The following is a 17,584-nucleotide window of genomic DNA, read 5'->3' as shown; positions in this document are numbered from 1 at the left end:
GCATTCAAAGCGCGCGCGAGATCACTTCTTTCATGATCTCGTTGGTGCCGCCGTAGATGCGCTGCACGCGCCCGTCGGCGTACATGCGCGCGACCATGTACTCGGTCATGAAGCCGTAGCCGCCGAAGAGCTGCAGGCATTCGTCGACCACGCGACCCTGCGTCTCGGAGGCCCAGAGCTTGGCCATGGAGGCGGTGGCGGTGTCGAGCCGGCCGGCCACGAGGTCTTCCACGCAGCGGTCGATGAAGGCGCGGCCGACCTTGATCTGCGTGGCGATCTCGGCCAGCTTGAACTTGGTGTTCTGGAACTCGGCGATGGGCTTGCCGAAGGCCTTGCGGTCGCGCACGTAGTCGAGCGTGGCCTGGTAGGCGCCTTCCATGGTGGCCAGCGCGCTCACGCCGATGATGGTGCGCTCGTACGGCAGGTCGCTCATGAGCTGGAAGAAGCCCTGCCCTTCCTGGCCGCCGAGCAACGCGTCGGCCGACACATGCACGTCGTCGAAGAACAGCTCGGAGGTGTCCTGCGCCTTCATGCCGATCTTGTCGAGCACGCGGCCCACGCGGTAGCCCTCGCAGCCTTCGGTCTCGACGATGAGGATCGAGGTGCCCTTGGCGCCCTGCGTCGGATCGGTCTTGGCCACGACGAGCACCACGCCCGCGAGGAAGCCATTGGTGATGAAGGTCTTGGAGCCGCGGATGCGGTAGCTGCCGTCGGGCTGCTTCTCGGCGCGCGTGCGCACGCCCTGCAGGTCGGAGCCGGCGCCGGGCTCGGTCATGGCGATGGCACCGACCAGCTCGCCGCGCGCCATGCGCGGCAGGTAGTTCAGCTTCTGCGCCTCGGTGCCGTGGTTGAGGAAGTAGTGCGCGACGATGGTGTGCACCGAACTGGCCATGCCGCTGAGCGCGCGGCGCGCCTTCTCTTCGTAGAACACGGCCTCGTGGCGGAAGTCGCCGCCGGCGCCGCCGTAGGCCTCGGGAATGTCGGAACACAGCAGGCCGAGGGCGCCGGCCTTGCGCCACACCTCGTGGCCGACGTGGCCGCGCTTGCGCGCCTCTTCGTCGTGCGGAACGATCTCGGTCTCGACGAATCGCACCACGTTGTCGCGGTACAGCTCCAGTTCTTCGTCACTCCACGAGCGGCGGAAATCGATGGGCATGGGGTGGTCCTTCAGTGTCTTGAAATGAGGGGAATGGGGTCAGCCGACGCGGCGCTCTTTACCAGCCCAGAAGGGCTCGCGCAGCTGGAACTTCTGCAGCTTACCGGCGGCCGACAGCGGCAGCGCCTCGCGGAACTCCACGCTGCGCGGGCACTTGTAGTTGGCGATCTGGTCGCGGCAATGGGCGATGACGTCGTCGGCCGTGAGCGACATGCCTTCGCGCAACACGATCACCGCATGCACGCGCTCGCCCCACTTGTCGTCGGGCACGCCGATGACGGCAGACATCAGCACCTGCGGCATCTGGGCAATGGCGTTCTCGACCTCGGCCGAGTACACGTTCTCGCCGCCGCTCACGATCATGTCCTTCATGCGGTCGACCACGAACAGCAGGCCGTGTTCGTCCATGTAGCCGCCGTCGCCTGTGTGCATCCAGCCGCCGCGCAATGCGGCCTCGGTTTCGGCGGGCTTGTTCCAGTAGCCCTTCATGACCATCGGGCCGCGCGCGACGATCTCGCCGACCTGGCCGGGAGGCACTTCGTTGTCTTCGCCGTCGACGATGCGGATCTCGGCCACGGGCACCGGCGTGCCGGCCGCGCGCAGCAGGCGGTTGCGGTCGGGGCCGGGCAGGTGAAAGTGCGGCATCAGCACGGCCACGGTGGGCGACAGCTCGGTCATGCCGTAGGCCTGCGAGAAGCTGGTGCGCGGCAGCGCAGCCATGGCCTGCTCGAGCAGCGCCACGTCGATGGGCGCGGCGCCGTACAGCAGCATCTGCAGGCTCGACAGGTCGAACTCCGCAAAGCGCGGGTGCTCGATCACGCGCTTGATCATGGTGGGCACCAGGAACATCTCGGTGGCGCGCGCGGCCTGGATGGCCTGCAGGATCGCCACCTCGTCGAACATCGGCACCACGTGCTGCGGCACCAGCCGCAGGATGCTCTGCAGCGACAGCCCGCAGCCGGCCACATGGAACATGGGCACGGCGATGACCACGGCCGCGTTGCGCGTCTCGCGCGGCACCGCCGCCACCGAGCTCAGTGCGTTGATGTAGAGGCTGCCGTGCGTGAGCATCACGCCCTTGGGCCGGCCGGTGGTGCCACCGGTGTACATGATGGCGGCCAGCTCGTCGGCGCTGTGCGGTGCGTCGTCGATGGGCTGTGCATCGGCCAGCAGCGCCTCGTAGCCGACCATGCCTTCGGGCACGGGGCCGTCGCCGCAATACACGACGGTGCGCAGCGAGGTCGAGAGCTTGCGCAGCTCGCCGGCCATGGGCGCGAACAGGTCGTCGACCAGCAGGATGCGCGTGTCGCAGTCGTCCAGCGAGTAGGCGACCTCCTTCGGGTTCCAGCGGATGTTCACCGGGTTGATGACGCCGCCGCCCCACCAGGTGCCGAAGAAGAACTCGACGAAGCGGTGCGAGTTGAGGCTCATCATGCCGACGCGGTCGCCGCGCGCCATGCCGAGCTGCTGCAGCACGGCGCCCAGGCGCGCCACGCGGTCGGTGAGCGTCGCGAAGTCGAGGCGATGGGCGCCGCAGACCACGGCGGTCTCGCGGGCCTTCTCGCGGCGGCCTTTGTGCAGGGGCTGGGTGAGAAACATGGGTGTCGTCTCCTTGGTGGTTGTGCGTTCTGGCTTCAGGCAACCTTGCGCGCGCGGCCGGCCCAGTGCGGCTCGCGCAGGCGGTACTTCATGACCTTGCCGGCGCCCGAGATCGGCAGTGCCTCGGTGAACTCCACGCTGCGCGGGCACTTGTAGCCGGCGATCAGTTCGCGGCAGTGGGCGATGAGCGCGTCGGCATCCACATCGGTGCCGGGCTTGCGCACCACCACCGCATGCACGGCCTCGCCCCAGCGGTCGTCGGGCACGCCGATGACGGCGGCGGCGGCCACGGCGGGGTGGCGTGCGAGCGCGCCCTCGACCTCGGCGCAGTAGATGTTCTCGCCGCCGCTCACGATCATGTCCTTGTAGCGGTCGACGATGAAGACGAAGCCGTCGTCGTCCATGCGCGCAGCGTCGCCGGTGTGCATCCAGCCATCGCGCAGCGCGGCGGCCGTCTGCTCGGGCAGGTTCCAGTAGCCCTGCATCACGCACGGGCTGCGCACGGTGAGTTCGCCGACGGTGCCGCGCGGCACCTCGCGGCCGTCGCTGTCGCACACACGCAGGTCGATGCCCGAGAGCGCCTGCCCGGCCGAGGCCAGCTTGCCGAGCTTGCGGCCTTCGGGCGAGTGGTAGTGGCGCGTGAGGTAGCTCACGCCGGCCGACAGCTCGGTCATGCCGTAGCCCTGCGCGAACTCGGCCTGAGGAAAGGTCGCGAAGGCGCGCTCCAGCAGCGCCTCGGTGATCGGCGAGGCGCCGTAGCCGACGAAGCGCACGCTCGACAGGTCGGCCTGCGCGGTGCGCGGGTCGTCGACCAGCATCTGCAGCATCGCGGGCACGGCCATGAGGTTGGTGGCGCGGTCGCGCTCGATGGCGGCGAGCATGCCGTCCACCGAGAAGCCCGGAAGGATGATCTGCGCGCAGCCCATGAGCACGCCGCGCAGCAAAAACGACAGCCCCGCCAGGTGAAAGAGCGGCGCCACCTGCAACAGCCGCGCGCTGTCGTCGAAGAACGCACCGAGCATCGAGACCTGCGCGTTGATCACCAGCGCCGCGTGGCTGAGCATCACGCCCTTGGGCCGGCCGGTGGTGCCGCCGGTGTAGAACACGCCGGCCAGGTCGTCGCCGCCGCGCAGCGCGTCGGGCACGGGTTCGCTCTCGCGGATCAGCGCTTCGCAGTCGACCATGTCGATTGGGCCCGTGGGCGCCTGGCGCTCGCCCATGTAGACCCAGGTGCTGACGGCGCGCGCGGCGGCGCGCAGCTCGGCGGCCACGGGCAGGAACTGGTCGTCGACGAACAGGATGCCCGTGGCGCAGTCGTCGAGCGAGTGCGCCATCTCGGCCACGCTCCAGCGCGTGTTGACCGGGTTGACCACGCCGCCCGCCCACCACACGGCCAGGTAGTACTCCAGCGTGCGGTCGGCATTGAGCGCGAGCACGCCCACGCGGTCGCCGGGCCGCACGCCCTGCCGGCGCAGCGCGCCCGCGAGGCGCGCGACGCGATCGCCGAGTTCGCTGTAGGTGCGCGTGCGCCCCTGGAACACGGTGGCGACGGCGCGCGGGCTGCACTGCACGGCGCGATGCAGGGCCTGCGTGAGGTGCAACTGCGGTTGCATGGTTTGCATGGGCACGGGCTCCTGTCGGTGCGGAAATGCCATGCATGCGCCAACGCGCATGCCCAGGGAAGAAAGAAGACGTCAGCGCACTTCGGCCACGGGCGCAGCCGCGCCCCAGCGCTGCAGCAGCGCCTGCCCGTCGTCAGGCGACACGGCCGGCGGCACGACCGGCGCGGTGCGGCTGAAGCGCGGCGCGGGCGCGGGCTGCACCACGCCGCCCACGGTGGCGAAGGTGCCGCGCGCCACGTTGTGCGGGTGCTGCGGCGCTTCGTCCCAGTCGAGCACGGGGGCGAAGCAGGCGTCGCTGCCTTCGAGCAGCACGCACCATTCGTCGCGCGTGCGGGTGCGGAACACGTCGGCCAGGCGCAGCTTGAGCAGCGGCCAGCGGTCGGCGTCCATCTGGGCGTCGAAGGCGGGGTCGTCGACCAGGCCGCAACGCTCGCGCAGCAGGGCGTAGAACTGCGGTTCGATGGAACCGATCGCCACGTACTTGCCGTCGGCGCAGGCGTAGGTGTCGTAGAAGTGGGCGCCGCCGTCGAGCATGTTCTCGCCGCGCTGGTTGCTCCACTGGCCGGCCGACTTGAAGCCGTACATCATGGCCGACAGCAGGGCGGCACCGTCGGTCATGGCCGCATCGACCACCTGGCCCTGGCCCGAGGCCTTGACCTCGTGCAGTGCGGCCAGCAGGCCGAAGGCCAGCAGCATGGCGCCGCCGCCGAAGTCGCCCACGTAGTTCAGCGGCGGCACGGGCGCCTCGCCCGAGCGGCCGATGGCGTGCAGCGCGCCGCTGATGGCGATGTAGTTGATGTCGTGGCCGGCCGCGTGCGCGAGCGGGCCGTGCTGGCCCCAGCCGGTCATGCGGCCGTAGACCAGGCGCGGGTTGCGCGCATGGCATTCGGCCGGGCCCAGGCCCAGGCGTTCCATCACGCCGGGGCGGAAGCCCTCGATGAGGACGTCGGCGCGCGCGATGGCGTCGAGCACCGGGGCAGCCGCGCCGGGGGCGCGCAGGTCGACCTCCCAGGTGCTGCGCCCGCGCGCCAGGATGTCGTGGGGGTCGCGCCGCGTGCCGGGGCGCGTGATGCGAAGCACCTCCGCGCCCATGTCGGCGAACAGCATCGCGCAAAAGGGGCCGGGGCCGATGCCGGCCATCTCGACGACCCGAAGTCCTTTCAGGGGTCCTGCCATGTGTGTCTCCTCTGGCGCGCACCCGGCGGCCTGTTGTGTAGAGGCATCTTGGCGCGCGGGCGCCGCCGTCGCATCGTCCGAAGCGACGAAAGCGCGGAAAGACGGTTCAGCGCCCCGCGCGGATGCAGTCGACGAGAACGTCGTTGTCTGCTTCACGATCGGACATGGCGGGCTCTTCTTTCTTCGGGTTCAGCGACCGCTCCAGCGGGGCGCGCGCTTTTCGATGAAGGCGCGCGGTCCTTCCCTGAAGTCTTCGCTCGCGGCCACGCGCTCGAAGATCGGTTTACTGCTGCTCTGAGAGTGGCTGCTGTTGTTGCTGAAGCTGCGCCACGCGGCGCAGGTGCCACGCAGGCGGGCCGAACTGGCCTTCGATCAGCGTGGCGCGGCGCACGTAATGGCCGACGGCGAGTTCTTCGGTCATGCCCATGCCGCCGTGCAGCTGCACCGCGCCCTGCCCCACGGCGCGGCAGGCCTTGGCGACCGCGACCTTGGCGGACGACACGGCGCGGGCGCGCGACGCGGCATCGGCGCCCGCAGCCAGTGCCTCGCCCACGCTGGCGGTGAGCGCGTCGGCCTGTTCGAGCGCCATGTGCATGTCGGCGAGCCGGTGCTGCAGCACCTGAAAGCTGGAGATCGGCACGCCGAACTGCTTGCGCTGGCGCACGTAGTCGAGCGTGTCGCGCATCAGCCGGCGCAGGATGCCGATGGACTCGGCGCAGACCGCGAGCGTGGCCTCGTCGAGCGCCTGCTCGATCTGCGGCAGCGCGCCGCCTTCGATGCCGAGCAGCGCGTCGGCACTCAGGCGCACCGCGTCGAAGGCGATGTCGGCGGCGCGGCCACCGTCGCGCGTGCGGTAGGCGCGCAGTTGCACGCCGGGCGCGTCCTTGGGCACGACGAGCAACGATAAGCCCTTGTCGCTGCGCGCCGTCACGATGAAGTGGCTGGCCCATGGCGCGGCCTGCACCACGGCCTTGCGACCGTCGAGCTTCAACCGGCCGTCGGCCTCGCGCACGAGTTGCGTGCGCACGTCGTCACGCGCATGGCGGCTGTGCGGCTCGTCGTGCGCAAAGGCCAGCACGGCCTGCCCGGCGACGACGCGCGCGAGCAGCGCATCGGCCATCGCGCCCGGATGGCGCTGCAGCAGGCCGGCGCCGATCACCAGCGTCGAAAGATACGGCTCGGCCGCGAGCGCGCCGCCCAGTGTGGGCAGCAGCGCAAGGTGCGCGGCCAGGCCGAGGCCCAGTCCGCCCTGCGATTCGGGCAAGGCCGCGCCGAGCAGGCCGAGGTCACGCGCCAGGCCTTGCCAGAACGGCGGCGGTGCGTCGTCGGCAGCGGCCAGCGCCTGCAGGCGCTGCTCGAAGCCGTGCTGGTCGTCGAGGTAGCGCGCGAGGCTGTCGCGCAGCATCGCGAGGGTGTCGTCTTGTTCGGTGAGGGTGGTCATGGCAAACGGGCCTCAGCGTGATTGCAGGAGCTGCGCCGCGATGATGTTGCGCTGCACTTCGTTGGAGCCCGCGTAGATCGATGCGGCGCGGTCGTTCAGGTACGCGGACATCGAGAACACCGCCTCCTCGGGCATGGCGAGCGCGCCCTGCAGGCTGTCGTCCAGCGGCAGGTCGGCCGCCGCATAGTGGGCCGCGATTTCCACGCCGAGTTCGGTCAGGCGCTGGCGCAGTTCGGAGCCCATCACCTTGCCCAACGAGGGCCGGATGCCGTGCGGCTCGCCACGCGCCTGGGCGCGCAGCGACTGCAGCTCGGTGGCTTCGACCGCATCGATGGCGCAGTCCATCTCGGCCAGGCGCAGCGCCATCTCGCGCGCCTCGTCGGCGGCGGACTCGCCCGCGGCCGCGAAGGCGCTGTCGGCGGCGGTGCGCAGCCGGCGCAGACGCGCGCGCAGCATCGGCGCCCAGGCCCCGCCGCGCTCGTGCTGCAGCAGGTACTTGGCCACCGTCCAGCCCTGGTTCTCCTCGCCGATGAGGCCGCTGGCGGGCACGCGCACGTCGTCGAAGAACACCTGGTTGAGCTCGTGGTCGCCCGAGATGCTGATGATCGGGCGGATGGTCAGGCCGGCCCGGGGGATGTCGAAGCACAGGAAGCTGATGCCCTGCTGCGCCTTGCCGCCCGAGGCCGTGCGCACGAGGCAGAACATGCGGTTGGCGTACTGCGCGTGGGTGGTCCAGATCTTGGTGCCGTTGATGACGTAATCGTCGCCATCACGCACTGCCTTGCATTGCAGCGAGGCCAGGTCGGAGCCCGACTGCGGCTCGGAGTAGCCCTGGCACCAGTAGTCTTCGCCCGAACGGATGCCGGGCAGCCAGGCCTGCTTCTGCGCCTCGGTGCCGAAGGCGATGATCACCGGCGCGACCATGCCGGGGCCCATGGGCGCACGCGGTGGCGCATCGGCAGCGGCCAGCTCGCTCGCGAAGAGGTAATGCTGCATCGGCGTCCAGCCGGTGCCGCCGTGTTCCACCGGCCAGTGCGGCACGCTCCAGCCGCGCTGGGCCAGCACGCGGTGCCAGCGGTTGCCGTCGGCGTAGTCGGTGAAGATGCCGGAGCAGCGACGCCCTGCGGCGCGCAGCTCAGGCGTCAGCTCGCGCGCGAGAAAGTCGCGAACCTCGTCGCGAAACGCGGTCTCTGCCGCGCTGAGTGTCCAGGCCATGGTGTTGTCTCACAGGGTTCACACCCGGCAAGTGTGCGGCGCGCGCGCCGGCGCGGCATCGTCGGATCGGACGAACGTGCGCGCCCCATCACGGCGATGAGCGCTTTTTTCTTCAGTCAAGGCCCGCGTGGGGCCAAACGTTCAGGCGACGACCGCTTCGCGCACCGGCACCGCTTGCGTCCCGACCGGCATGTGCTGCGCCCAATCGATGATCTCCAGCGTCCCATCGGCGTGCTCGGCCAGCGCGGTGAGGCTTTCCACCCAGTCGCCGTCGTTGCAGTACAGGATGCCGTCGATGTCGCGCATCTCGGCGTGGTGGATGTGGCCGCAGACCACGCCCTGCGCGCCGCGGTTGCGGGCCTCGCGGGCGACGGCGTTCTCGAAGTCGCCCACGTAGCTCACGGCGCGCTTGACCTTGCCCTTCAGGTATTTCGAGAGCGACCAGTACGGCAGCCCCATGCGCGCGCGCAACGAGTTGAGGTGGCGGTTGAGCTTGAGCGTGAACTCGTAGAGCGAGTCGCCCACGTAGGCGAGCCACTTGGCACACTGGATCACGCCGTCGAACAGGTCGCCGTGAATGATCCACAGCTTGCGGCCGTCGGCGGTTTCGTGGATCCATTCGTCGGCCACGTCGATGCCGCCGAAGTTGTGGTTGAGGTACTTGCGGGCGAACTCGTCGTGGTTACCCGGAATGAAGATCACGCGCGTGCCCTTGCGCGCCTTGCGCAACAGCTTCTGGATCACGTCGTTGTGCGCCTGCGGCCAGTACCAGTGGCGCTTGAGCTGCCAGCCGTCGATGATGTCGCCGACCAGGAACAGGGTCTCGCACTCGGTGTACTTCAGGAAGTCGAGCAGCGCCCGGGCCTGGCAGCCGGGCGTGCCCAGGTGCAGGTCGGAGATCCAGAGGGTGCGATAGCGCAGCGCCGGACGCGCCGCATCGTCGTCCTCCGGCTCGGGAGGCTGGATCGCGGTGTCGCGCCAGGCGCGAAGGAAAGCGTCGTCGCGTTGCATGGTCCGGTAGGTTCGCAGCCGCGCGTGACCGCACGATGGCGACTCCGTGACATCCCGGTGACGCGTGGCCGCAGGGCAACGCCACAATCGCACGATGCGCCCTGGCCAGATCATCGTTCTCGCGTCCCCCGTGTTCTTTTTGCTCATCGCGATCGAGTTCGCGGTCGGTCGCGCGCGCGCCCGGCGCGGCACCGGGCAGGACACCTACCGCCTGGCCGACGCCGTGAACAGCATCGGGCTGGGCATGCTGAGCCAGATCAGTGCGGTGCTCACGGGGCTGCTGCGCATCGGCATCTACACGGCCGTGTATTCGGCAGTGGCGCTCTTTCCACAAGACGCGGCGCGCGAGTTCTGGACCACCTGGTACGGCTGGCTGCTGGCGCTGGTGTTCTACGACTTCTGCTACTACTGGCTGCACCGCATGGGCCACGAGTCGGCCGTGCTGTGGGCGGCGCATGTGGTGCATCACCAGAGCCAGCACTACAACCTGTCGACCGCGCTGCGGCAGACGTCGAGCGGCGCGCTGCTGGGCTGGGTCTTCTACCTGCCCATGGCCGTGGCCGGCGTGCCGCCGCTGGTGTTCGGCGTGGTCGCGCTCATCGACCTGCTCTATCAGTTCTGGGTGCACACCGAGCAGGTCGGCAAGCTGGGCTGGTTCGACCGCTGGTTCTGCTCGCCCTCGAACCACCGCGTGCACCACGCGGTGAACGACACGTACCTCGACCGCAACTACGGCGGCGTGCTGATCGTGTGGGACCGCCTCTTCGGCACCTTCCGCGAAGAAGACGAACGCTGCGTCTACGGCACGCGCGGCGAGCTGAAAAGCTGGGACCCGCTGTGGGCCAACGCCGAGGTGTACTGGGCGCTGGCGCGCGATTCGTGGCACGCGCGCCGCTGGTCCGACAAGCTGCGCGTGTGGTTCAAGCCGCCTGGCTGGCGCCCCGACGACGTGGCGGCGCGCTACCCGAAGCCGGCTTTCGACATCGCGCAGGTGACGCGCTACGAGCCCGTGGTGGGCCGCGGCGTGCAGTGGTTCGCGGGCCTGCAGTTCCTTGGGCTGCTGGCCGCGGTGAGCGTGTTCCTCTGGTCTGCCGACGCCCTTCCGTTGCCACAGGCTGCCGTCTGGCTGGCCGCGCTCACGGCCGGGCTGTGGGCGGTCGGCGCGGTGCTGCAGGGGCGGCTCTCGGTCACCGAGGTGCTGCTGGTCGAGGCGGCCGCACTGGCGACGGCGAGCGCGGCATTGGGCATCGGCTGGTTGCACCTCGTCTGCAAGCCGCTGGCCTTGGCGATCGCGATCGTCTTCGCGGCCCGCCGCGCGCAACAGCAGCCCGGCGGCATGACGCGCTTCGATGCGCTGCTGCTCGCCGGCCTCGTCGCCTCGCTCGCGGGTGACGTGCTGCTGATGGGGCCGGCGAACCTGTTCGTGCCCGGGCTCGTGTGCTTCCTGCTCGCGCACCTGGCGTACATCGCGCTGTTCCGCATCGGCGTCGGTCTGTTCCCGCGCCCCCGCGCACTGGCGGCCACGCTGCTGATCGGCGCGGGCATGTACGCCTTCTTGTGGCAGGGCGGCCTGCCGGTGGCGCTGCGCATCCCGGTCGGGTTCTATGTGGTGGTGATCGCCTGCATGGCGGCCCAGGCGATCGGGCGTGCGGCGGTGCTGCGTTCAGGCGACCCAGCCGCGCTGTGGGTGGCGGTGGGCGCCTGCTTCTTCATGCTGAGTGATGCGCTGCTGGCGATCAACCGGTTCGTGTCGCCGCTGCTGCTGGCGTCGCTGTGGGTGCTGGCGACGTACTACACGGCGCAGATGTTGATCGTGCGGCACATCCGCCGGCCGGGGGCCTGACTTCTGTCTTTCTCCCCCCTTCCGGGGAGGGTTGGGGTGGGGGCACGCGGCGCATCCATCGGGCGCTCTGCCTGCCCCCATCCCAGCCTTCCCCCAGAGGGGGAAGGAGCAAGACCCCGACCTACTCAGCGCAGCGCTGAATCTCCACCGTCGAGTGCCGGATCTCCTCGTGCATAGAGAAGCACGCCCGCACCTGGTCGGCCGTCAGCGTGGCCGAGTGCGTCACCACCGTCAGCGCGCAGGCGTACGCATCGCGGCCGACGCGCCAGACGTGCAGGTCGGCCACGCGGGTTTCGGAATCGGCCAGCATCGTCTCGACGCCTTCGCGGATTTCTTCGGTGACGGGGTGGTCCATCTCGCGGTCGAGGAGGACCTTGCCGGTTTCCTTCAGCAGGCCCTTGGCCCAGACGGCGACGAGCACGGCGCCGACGATGCCCATGGCCGGGTCGAGCCAGGACCAGCCGTAGAACCAGCCGCCCAGCAGCGCCGCGATGGCGAGCACCGAGGTGGCGGCGTCGGCCACCACGTGCAGGTAGGCGGAGCGCAGGTTGAGGTCGTGGCCGTGATCGTGGTCATGGTGATCATGGCCGTGGTGGTCGTGCCCATGGCCATGGTGATCGTGCGAATGCCCCAAGAGCCGTGCGCAGACCAGGTTCACCACCAGGCCCAGCACCGCGATCGAGATGGCCTCGGGGTAGTGAATGGCCACGGGCGACCACAGCCGCTCCAGCGAACCGACCACCATGAGCGCGGCGACGCCGAGCAGCAGCAGCGCGCTCGCGAAGCCGCCGAGCACTTCGATCTTCCAGGTGCCGAAGGCAAAGCGCGGGTCGCGGGCGTAGCGCCGTGCGGCGGCGTAGGCAAAGGCGCTCAGGCCGATGGCCAGCGTGTGCGAACTCATGTGCCAGCCGTCGGCCAGCAGCGCCATGGAGTTGAACCACCAGCCGGCGCCGATCTCGACCACCATCATGGCGGCGGTGATCCACATCACGAGGCGGGTGCTGCGTTCGGCGGCGGCGTTGCCGGCGCCGAAATGATGGTCGTGCTGCCAGGCGCTCAGGTCGTGGGTGTGCATGGAATTCTCAGGCTCCGAAAAGGTCTTGTCCGTCCGAGCGGCTCGACGGCGGCGTCACGCCCAGGTGGCGATAGGCCGCGAGCGTGGCGATGCGCCCGCGCGGCGTGCGTTGCAGATAACCCTGCTGGATCAGGTACGGCTCGATCACGTCTTCGATGGTGTCGCGCTCTTCGCCGATGCTGGCCGCCACGTTGTCCAGGCCGACCGGGCCGCCGTCGAAGCGGTGGATCACGGCCTCGAGCAGCTTGCGGTCCATGAGGTCGAAGCCCTGCGGGTCGACGTCGAGCATGGCGAGTGCCTTGTGGGCGATGTCTTCGGTGATGCGGCCGTCGCCCTTCACCTCGGCATAGTCGCGCACGCGGCGCAGCAGGCGGTTGGCGATGCGGGGCGTGCCGCGCGAACGGCGCGCGATCTCGAAGCCGCCGGCCGCGTCGGTCTCGACCTTGAGCAGGCGGGCGCTGCGGGTCACGATGAGCGCGAGTTCTTCGGGCGTGTAGAACTCCAGCCGCGCGACGATGCCGAAGCGGTCGCGCAGCGGGTTGGTCAGCATGCCGGCGCGCGTGGTGGCGCCCACCAGCGTGAAGGGCTGCAGGTCGAGCTTGATGCTGCGCGCCGCGGGGCCCTCGCCGATCATGATGTCGATCTGGTAGTCCTCCAGCGCGGGGTACAGAATTTCTTCGACGACCGGGCTCAGGCGGTGAATTTCGTCGATGAAGAGCACGTCGTTCGGCTCGAGGTTGGTCAGCAGCGCCGCCAGGTCCTTGGGCTTCTCGAGCACCGGGCCCGAGGTCTGGCGCAGGTTGACGCCCAGTTCGGCCGCAATGATGTGCGACAGCGTGGTCTTGCCCAGGCCCGGCGGGCCGAACAGCAGCACGTGGTCGAGCGCCTCTTTGCGCTTGCGCGCCGCGCCGATGAAGATCTCGAGCTGCTCGCGCACCTTGGCCTGGCCGACGTATTCGTCGAGCAGCTTGGGCCGCAAGGCCCGCTCGATCGCCTCCTCGTTGGGCGAGGCGGGGCGGCGGACACCACGCGTTGCGGGGCGGGGGCGAAATCGTCGGTCTGGATGGTCATTGGGGTAGGGCTTCGGGAGCAAGTTTAGTCCGGGTGCCGCGCCGGGCCGCCCCCGGCGGGCGAGTGCCCCCTCGGGGGGCGGCGAGAGCGCGAAGTGCCGGGCGTCCGGCCCACTTTTCACACTGGCAGAATGATCGGCCACTACAACAAAACGAGGGGAAGGTCAGGCGTGTCCATCTACGAACTGAAACCGCGTTTCCAGGCACTGCTGCGACCGCTCGTGGTCCGGCTGCATGCGATGGGCGTGACGGCCAACCAGGTGACGCTGGCGGCCTGCGCGGTGTCGGTCGGGCTCGGGCTCTGGCTGTTCTTCGCCGCGCCCTCGCTGGCGGCCTTCGGCCTGATTCCCGCCTGGATGTTCCTGCGCATGGCCTTCAACGCCATCGACGGCATGCTGGCCCGCGAACACCACCAGCAGAGCAAGCTGGGCGCCTTCCTCAACGAACTCACCGACGTGGTCTCCGACGCCGCGCTCTACCTGCCCTTTGCGCTGGTGGTGCCGTTCGCGCCGTTCTGGGTCGGCACGGTCATCGTGCTGGCCGGGCTGAGCGAATTCGCCGGCGCGCTGGGCCCGACCGTGGGCGCCTCGCGCCGCTACGACGGGCCGATGGGCAAGAGCGACCGGGCCTTCGTGTTCGGCGCGCTCGGGTTGTATGTGGCCCTTGGCGGGCCGCTGCCGGGCTGGACGGCGCTGTTGATGCCGCTGCTGGCTGCGCTGGTGGCCTGGACGGTCGTCAACCGCATCCGCCGCGCACTGGCCGAGGCTGAGGCGCCCGCCGCCTGAAACACCCCACACAAATAAATAGAAAAGAACCCACTCATGACCCTTTCCGCACCCCGCGTCGCCGCCGAGCACCACTTCCGCACGCACGACGGCGAATCGCTGTTCTACCGCCACTGGCCGGCCACCAGCGGCGCACGGCGCGGTGCCGTGCTGCTGTTCCACCGCGGCCACGAACACGGCGCGCGCATGGCGCACCTGGTCGACGAGCTCAACCTGCCCGATTTCGACTTCTTCGCCTGGGACGCGCGCGGCCACGGCCGCTCGCCAGGCCCGCGCGGCTACAGCCCCAGCTTCGGCACCTCGGTACGCGACGTGCAGACCTTCGTGCAGCACATCGCCGCCGCACACGGCGTGCCCGAGCACGACATCCACGTGGTCGCGCAGAGCGTGGGCGCGGTGCTGATCGCCACCTGGGCGCACGACTACGCGCCCAAGGTGCGCGGCCTCACGCTGGCTTCGCCGGCCTTCAAGGTCAAGCTCTACGTGCCGTTCGCGCGGCCGGGGCTGGCGCTCATGCACAAGCTGCGCGGGCTGTTCTTCGTGAACAGCTACGTGAAGCCGAAGTTCCTCACGCACGACCCCGCGCGCATCGAGAGCTACACGAACGACCCGCTGATCTCGCGCCCCATCGCCGTCAACATCCTGCTGGGCCTGTACGAGGCGGCCGACCGCGTGGTGGCCGACGCCAACGCGATCACGCTGCCGGTGCAGCTGCTCATCTCGGGCGCCGACTGGGTGGTGCACCACAAGCCGCAGCACCAGTTCTTCGACCGGCTGGGCAGCGCCGTGAAGACGAAGACGGTGCTGCCGGGCTTCTTCCACGACACGCTGGGCGAGAAAGACCGGGAGCCCGCGGTGGCGTCGATCCGCGAATTCATCCTGCAGCGCTTCGACGAGCCGGCCGTGCCGGTCGACCTGCGCGAGGCGCACCTGAGCGGCCACACGGCCGACGAATCGCGCGCGCTGGCCGAACCGCTCTCGCCGCTGTCGCCGCGCGGCGCCTACTGGGCGATCACGCGCGGCGGGCTGCGCGTGGGCGGCGCGCTGTCCAGCGGCGTGGCGCTGGGTCACGCCACCGGCTTCGACTCGGGCAGCACGCTCGACTACGTCTACCGCAACCAGCCGCAGGGCAAGGGCGCGCTGGGCCGCTCGGTCGACCGCACCTACCTCGACTCCATCGGCTGGCGCGGCATCCGGCAGCGCAAGGTCCACGTCGAAGAGCTGCTGCGCATCGCGATGGAGCGGCTGGTCGAGATGCACCGCGAGGTGCGGCTCATGGACATCGCGGCCGGCCATGGCCGCTACGTGCTCGACGCGGTGCTGGCCAGCCCGGTGAAAGCCAGCTCGGTGCTGCTGCGCGACTACAGCGACATCAACGTGCGCGACGGCACGGCCCTGATCGCCGAGAAGGGCCTGGAAGACGTCGCCCAGTTCGTGCAGGCCGACGCCTTCGACCGCATGAGCCTTGCGAGCGTGACGCCGCGGCCCACGCTGGCCGTGGTGTCGGGCCTGTACGAGCTGTTCCCCGACAACGAGATGGTGCGCCGCTCGCTCGCGGGCGTGGGCGACGCGGTGGAAGACCGCGGCTACCTGGTCTACACCGGCCAGCCGTGGCACCCGCAGCTCGAAATGATCGCCCGCGCGCTCACCAGCCACCGCCAGGGCGAAGCCTGGGTGATGCGCCGGCGCACGCAGGCCGAGATGGACCAGCTGGTCGAAGAGGCGGGCTTCCGCAAGATCGACCAGCGCGTGGACGAGTGGGGGATCTTCACGGTGTCTCTGGCGGTGCGCGTCGCGCAATGACCGCCCGGCTGGCGCCCCGGCCGTGGAAACGCGCCGCCGCGTGGCTGGTGTTTCTGGGGCCGCTGTTCTATGCGACCTACGGCTTCGCCAACTGGTGGGCCACCACGCGCGCCAGCGTGCCGTCGATGGCCTTCGACTGGGAGCGGCAGCTGCCCTTCTGGGCCTGGACGATCTTTCCGTACTGGACCATCAACGTCTTCTACGCGCTATCGCTGTTCCTGGCGCGCGACCGCCACACGCTCGACCGGCATGCGCTGCGGCTCGTGAGCGCCACGCTCATCGCCTGCACCTGCTTCATCTTCTGGCCGCTGCACTTCAGCTTCGGCCAGCCGCCGGTGGAGGGCGCGCCGGCCTTCCTGTTCAACGCGCTGCGCGGCTTCGACCAGCCCTACAACCAGGCGCCCTCGCTGCACATCGCGCTGGCCGTGATCCTGTGGGACTGGTACCGGCGTTTCATCCGGCCGCTGTGGGCGCGGCTGGTGCTGCATGTGTGGGCCTTCGCGATCTGCGCTTCGGTGCTCACGACCTGGCAGCACCACTTCATCGACATCCCGACCGGCGCGCTGCTCGGCATCTTCTGCGTGTGGCTGTGGCCGATGGCGCGCCGCGTGTCGATGCTGCGCGCATGGCGCCTGGCGCGCGATCCGCAGCGGCTGAAGCTCGCGGGCTTCTACGCCGTGGGCGCGGTGCTGTGCCTGTTCGCGGCGCTGGCGACGGGCGGCGTGGCGCTGTGGCTGGCGTGGCCGGCGGCAGCACTTGCGCTGGTGTCGCTCAATTACCTCGGCTTCGGCGCGCGCGGTTTCCAGATGGACGGCCACGGCCGCATGGGCTGGGCGGCGCGCTGGCTGTTGGCGCCCTATCGCCTGGGCGCGGCCTTCAACGTGTGGCTCTGGACGCGCAAGCTGCCGGCCTCGGTCGAGGTGGTGCCGGGCCTTTGGCTCGGCCGGCGCCCCACGCAGGCCGAATGGCTTGCCGCCGGCCAGCCGAGGCTCGTGAGCCTGTGCGCCGAGCTGCAACTGCCGGCCGGTGTGCCGCCCACGCATGCGCGCTGCGTGCCGCTGCTCGACCTCGTGGTGCCGCCGCCCGTGCGCCTGCGCCGCGCGGCGGCCGTCATCGAAGGCCAGCGCCGCGCGGCAGTGGCCGACGGCACGGCCGTGTGGGTCTGCTGCGCGCTGGGCTTCTCGCGCAGCGCCGGCGCCGTGATCGCCTGGCTGGGCCGCGACCACGGTCTGGCCCACGCCGAAGACACCGTGCGCCGCGCACGCCCCCAGATCGTGCTGCACGCCGCCTGGCGCACCGCACTCGACCCCCTTGGAGGACCCTCGCGCCATGACTGACAACGAACGCGCCACCTGCACCACCCTGGCCGGCCTGTTGCGCGCGGCGGCCGTGCTCGCCTTCCTGGGCCTTGCGCTCACCTGCATCGCGGCGCTGGTGCTGGCGCTCACGCTGCGCGGGCTGTCGAACACCGCCATCCTGGCTTTTGCGGGGGTGATGGTGCTGGGCGTGATCGAACGCTACTTCGCCTTCCGGCTGCGTCTGGACCAGGCGCTGTTCGAAGGCCTGGCCAACGGCCAGATCGCCACGCTGGGCGCGCTGGACAACGCGCTCTCCGTGCTCGGGCTGCGTGACCCGCCGCCGCACCCCAGTGCCCGCGCGCTCGCCGACCGCGTCCAGGGAACCCGCCAACTCATGCAGCGCCACGCCATCGTGATCGCCTGCCAGAACGCGCTGTTCCTGCTTGCCCTCATGACACAGGAAATCGCTTGAACAACAACGACAACGGCA

The 17,584-nt window shown here is 70.0% G+C and carries 13 protein-coding genes and 1 pseudogene; 5 read left to right on the top strand and 9 right to left on the bottom strand.

What is annotated here, in order from left to right; genetic code table 11:
* Positions 1 to 4: 4 nt before the first annotated feature.
* From GFK26_RS10935 to GFK26_RS10900, 7 genes are all read right to left on the bottom strand, one after another.
* Entirely contained in the window at positions 5 to 1,156 is a 1,152-nt protein-coding gene (locus tag GFK26_RS10935; protein ID WP_153281985.1) for an acyl-CoA dehydrogenase family protein, read from the bottom strand.
* 39 nt (positions 1,157 to 1,195) lie between these two features.
* Complete coding sequence (locus tag GFK26_RS10930; protein WP_153281984.1) at positions 1,196 to 2,755, bottom strand: long-chain-fatty-acid--CoA ligase; 1,560 nt, start codon at positions 2,753 to 2,755, stop codon at positions 1,196 to 1,198.
* Between the two features lie 35 nt (positions 2,756 to 2,790).
* A complete protein-coding gene (locus tag GFK26_RS10925; protein WP_228121967.1) occupies positions 2,791 to 4,377 on the bottom strand; it encodes an acyl-CoA synthetase in 1,587 nt (528 codons plus the stop codon).
* A gap of 72 nt (positions 4,378 to 4,449) precedes the next feature.
* Positions 4,450 to 5,553, bottom strand: coding sequence for a CaiB/BaiF CoA transferase family protein (locus GFK26_RS10920; RefSeq protein WP_153281983.1), 1,104 nt, complete (start codon positions 5,551 to 5,553; stop codon positions 4,450 to 4,452).
* 283 nt (positions 5,554 to 5,836) lie between these two features.
* Positions 5,837 to 6,994 carry an acyl-CoA dehydrogenase family protein gene (locus GFK26_RS10910; protein WP_153281982.1) on the bottom strand — a complete coding sequence of 386 codons (1,158 nt, stop codon included), beginning with the start codon at positions 6,992 to 6,994 and terminating at the stop codon, positions 5,837 to 5,839.
* Between the two features lie 12 nt (positions 6,995 to 7,006).
* Positions 7,007 to 8,209 carry an acyl-CoA dehydrogenase family protein gene (locus tag GFK26_RS10905; RefSeq protein ID WP_153281981.1) on the bottom strand — a complete coding sequence of 401 codons (1,203 nt, stop codon included), beginning with the start codon at positions 8,207 to 8,209 and terminating at the stop codon, positions 7,007 to 7,009.
* Positions 8,210 to 8,350: 141 nt separating this feature from the next.
* Entirely contained in the window at positions 8,351 to 9,220 is an 870-nt protein-coding gene (locus GFK26_RS10900; RefSeq protein WP_153281980.1) for a UDP-2,3-diacylglucosamine diphosphatase, read from the bottom strand.
* Positions 9,221 to 9,314: 94 nt separating this feature from the next.
* On the opposite strand from GFK26_RS10900, the gene GFK26_RS10895 reads away from it, so the two are divergent.
* Entirely contained in the window at positions 9,315 to 11,063 is a 1,749-nt protein-coding gene (locus GFK26_RS10895) for a lysoplasmalogenase family protein (protein WP_153281979.1), read from the top strand.
* A gap of 121 nt (positions 11,064 to 11,184) precedes the next feature.
* Here GFK26_RS10895 and dmeF read toward each other — a convergent pair whose 3' ends face one another.
* Together dmeF and ruvB are read right to left on the bottom strand one after the other, a co-directional pair.
* Positions 11,185 to 12,138, bottom strand: coding sequence for a CDF family Co(II)/Ni(II) efflux transporter DmeF (gene dmeF, locus GFK26_RS10890; protein ID WP_153281978.1), 954 nt, complete (start codon positions 12,136 to 12,138; stop codon positions 11,185 to 11,187).
* A 7-nt stretch (positions 12,139 to 12,145) separates the two neighbouring features.
* Positions 12,146 to 13,209: pseudogene (ruvB, locus tag GFK26_RS10885) on the bottom strand (Holliday junction branch migration DNA helicase RuvB).
* 169 nt (positions 13,210 to 13,378) lie between these two features.
* On the opposite strand from ruvB, the gene GFK26_RS10880 reads away from it, so the two are divergent.
* The 4 genes from GFK26_RS10880 to GFK26_RS10865 are packed head-to-tail and all read left to right on the top strand — an operon-like array spanning position 13,379 to position 17,566.
* Positions 13,379 to 13,993, top strand: a complete 615-nt coding sequence (locus GFK26_RS10880) for a CDP-alcohol phosphatidyltransferase family protein (RefSeq protein WP_153281977.1) — start codon at positions 13,379 to 13,381, stop codon at positions 13,991 to 13,993.
* 36 nt (positions 13,994 to 14,029) lie between these two features.
* Entirely contained in the window at positions 14,030 to 15,796 is a 1,767-nt protein-coding gene (locus GFK26_RS10875) for a bifunctional alpha/beta hydrolase/class I SAM-dependent methyltransferase (protein WP_153281976.1), read from the top strand.
* Entirely contained in the window at positions 15,793 to 17,133 is a 1,341-nt protein-coding gene (locus GFK26_RS10870) for a phosphatase PAP2/dual specificity phosphatase family protein (protein WP_153281975.1), read from the top strand. The genes GFK26_RS10875 and GFK26_RS10870 overlap by 4 nt, the downstream gene beginning before the upstream one ends.
* On the top strand, positions 17,126 to 17,566 hold the full coding sequence (locus tag GFK26_RS10865; RefSeq protein ID WP_153281974.1) for a hypothetical protein: 441 nt from the start codon (positions 17,126 to 17,128) through the stop codon (positions 17,564 to 17,566). Before GFK26_RS10870 ends, GFK26_RS10865 begins: the two co-directional genes overlap by 8 nt.
* Positions 17,567 to 17,584 lie beyond the last annotated feature (18 nt).

It is taken from the genome of Variovorax paradoxus, from assembly GCF_009498455.1.
Lineage (GTDB): Bacteria > Pseudomonadota > Gammaproteobacteria > Burkholderiales > Burkholderiaceae_C > Variovorax > Variovorax paradoxus_H.
Note: the sequence above shows the minus strand (reverse complement) of the source record. Positions and strands in the feature narration are given on the sequence as shown.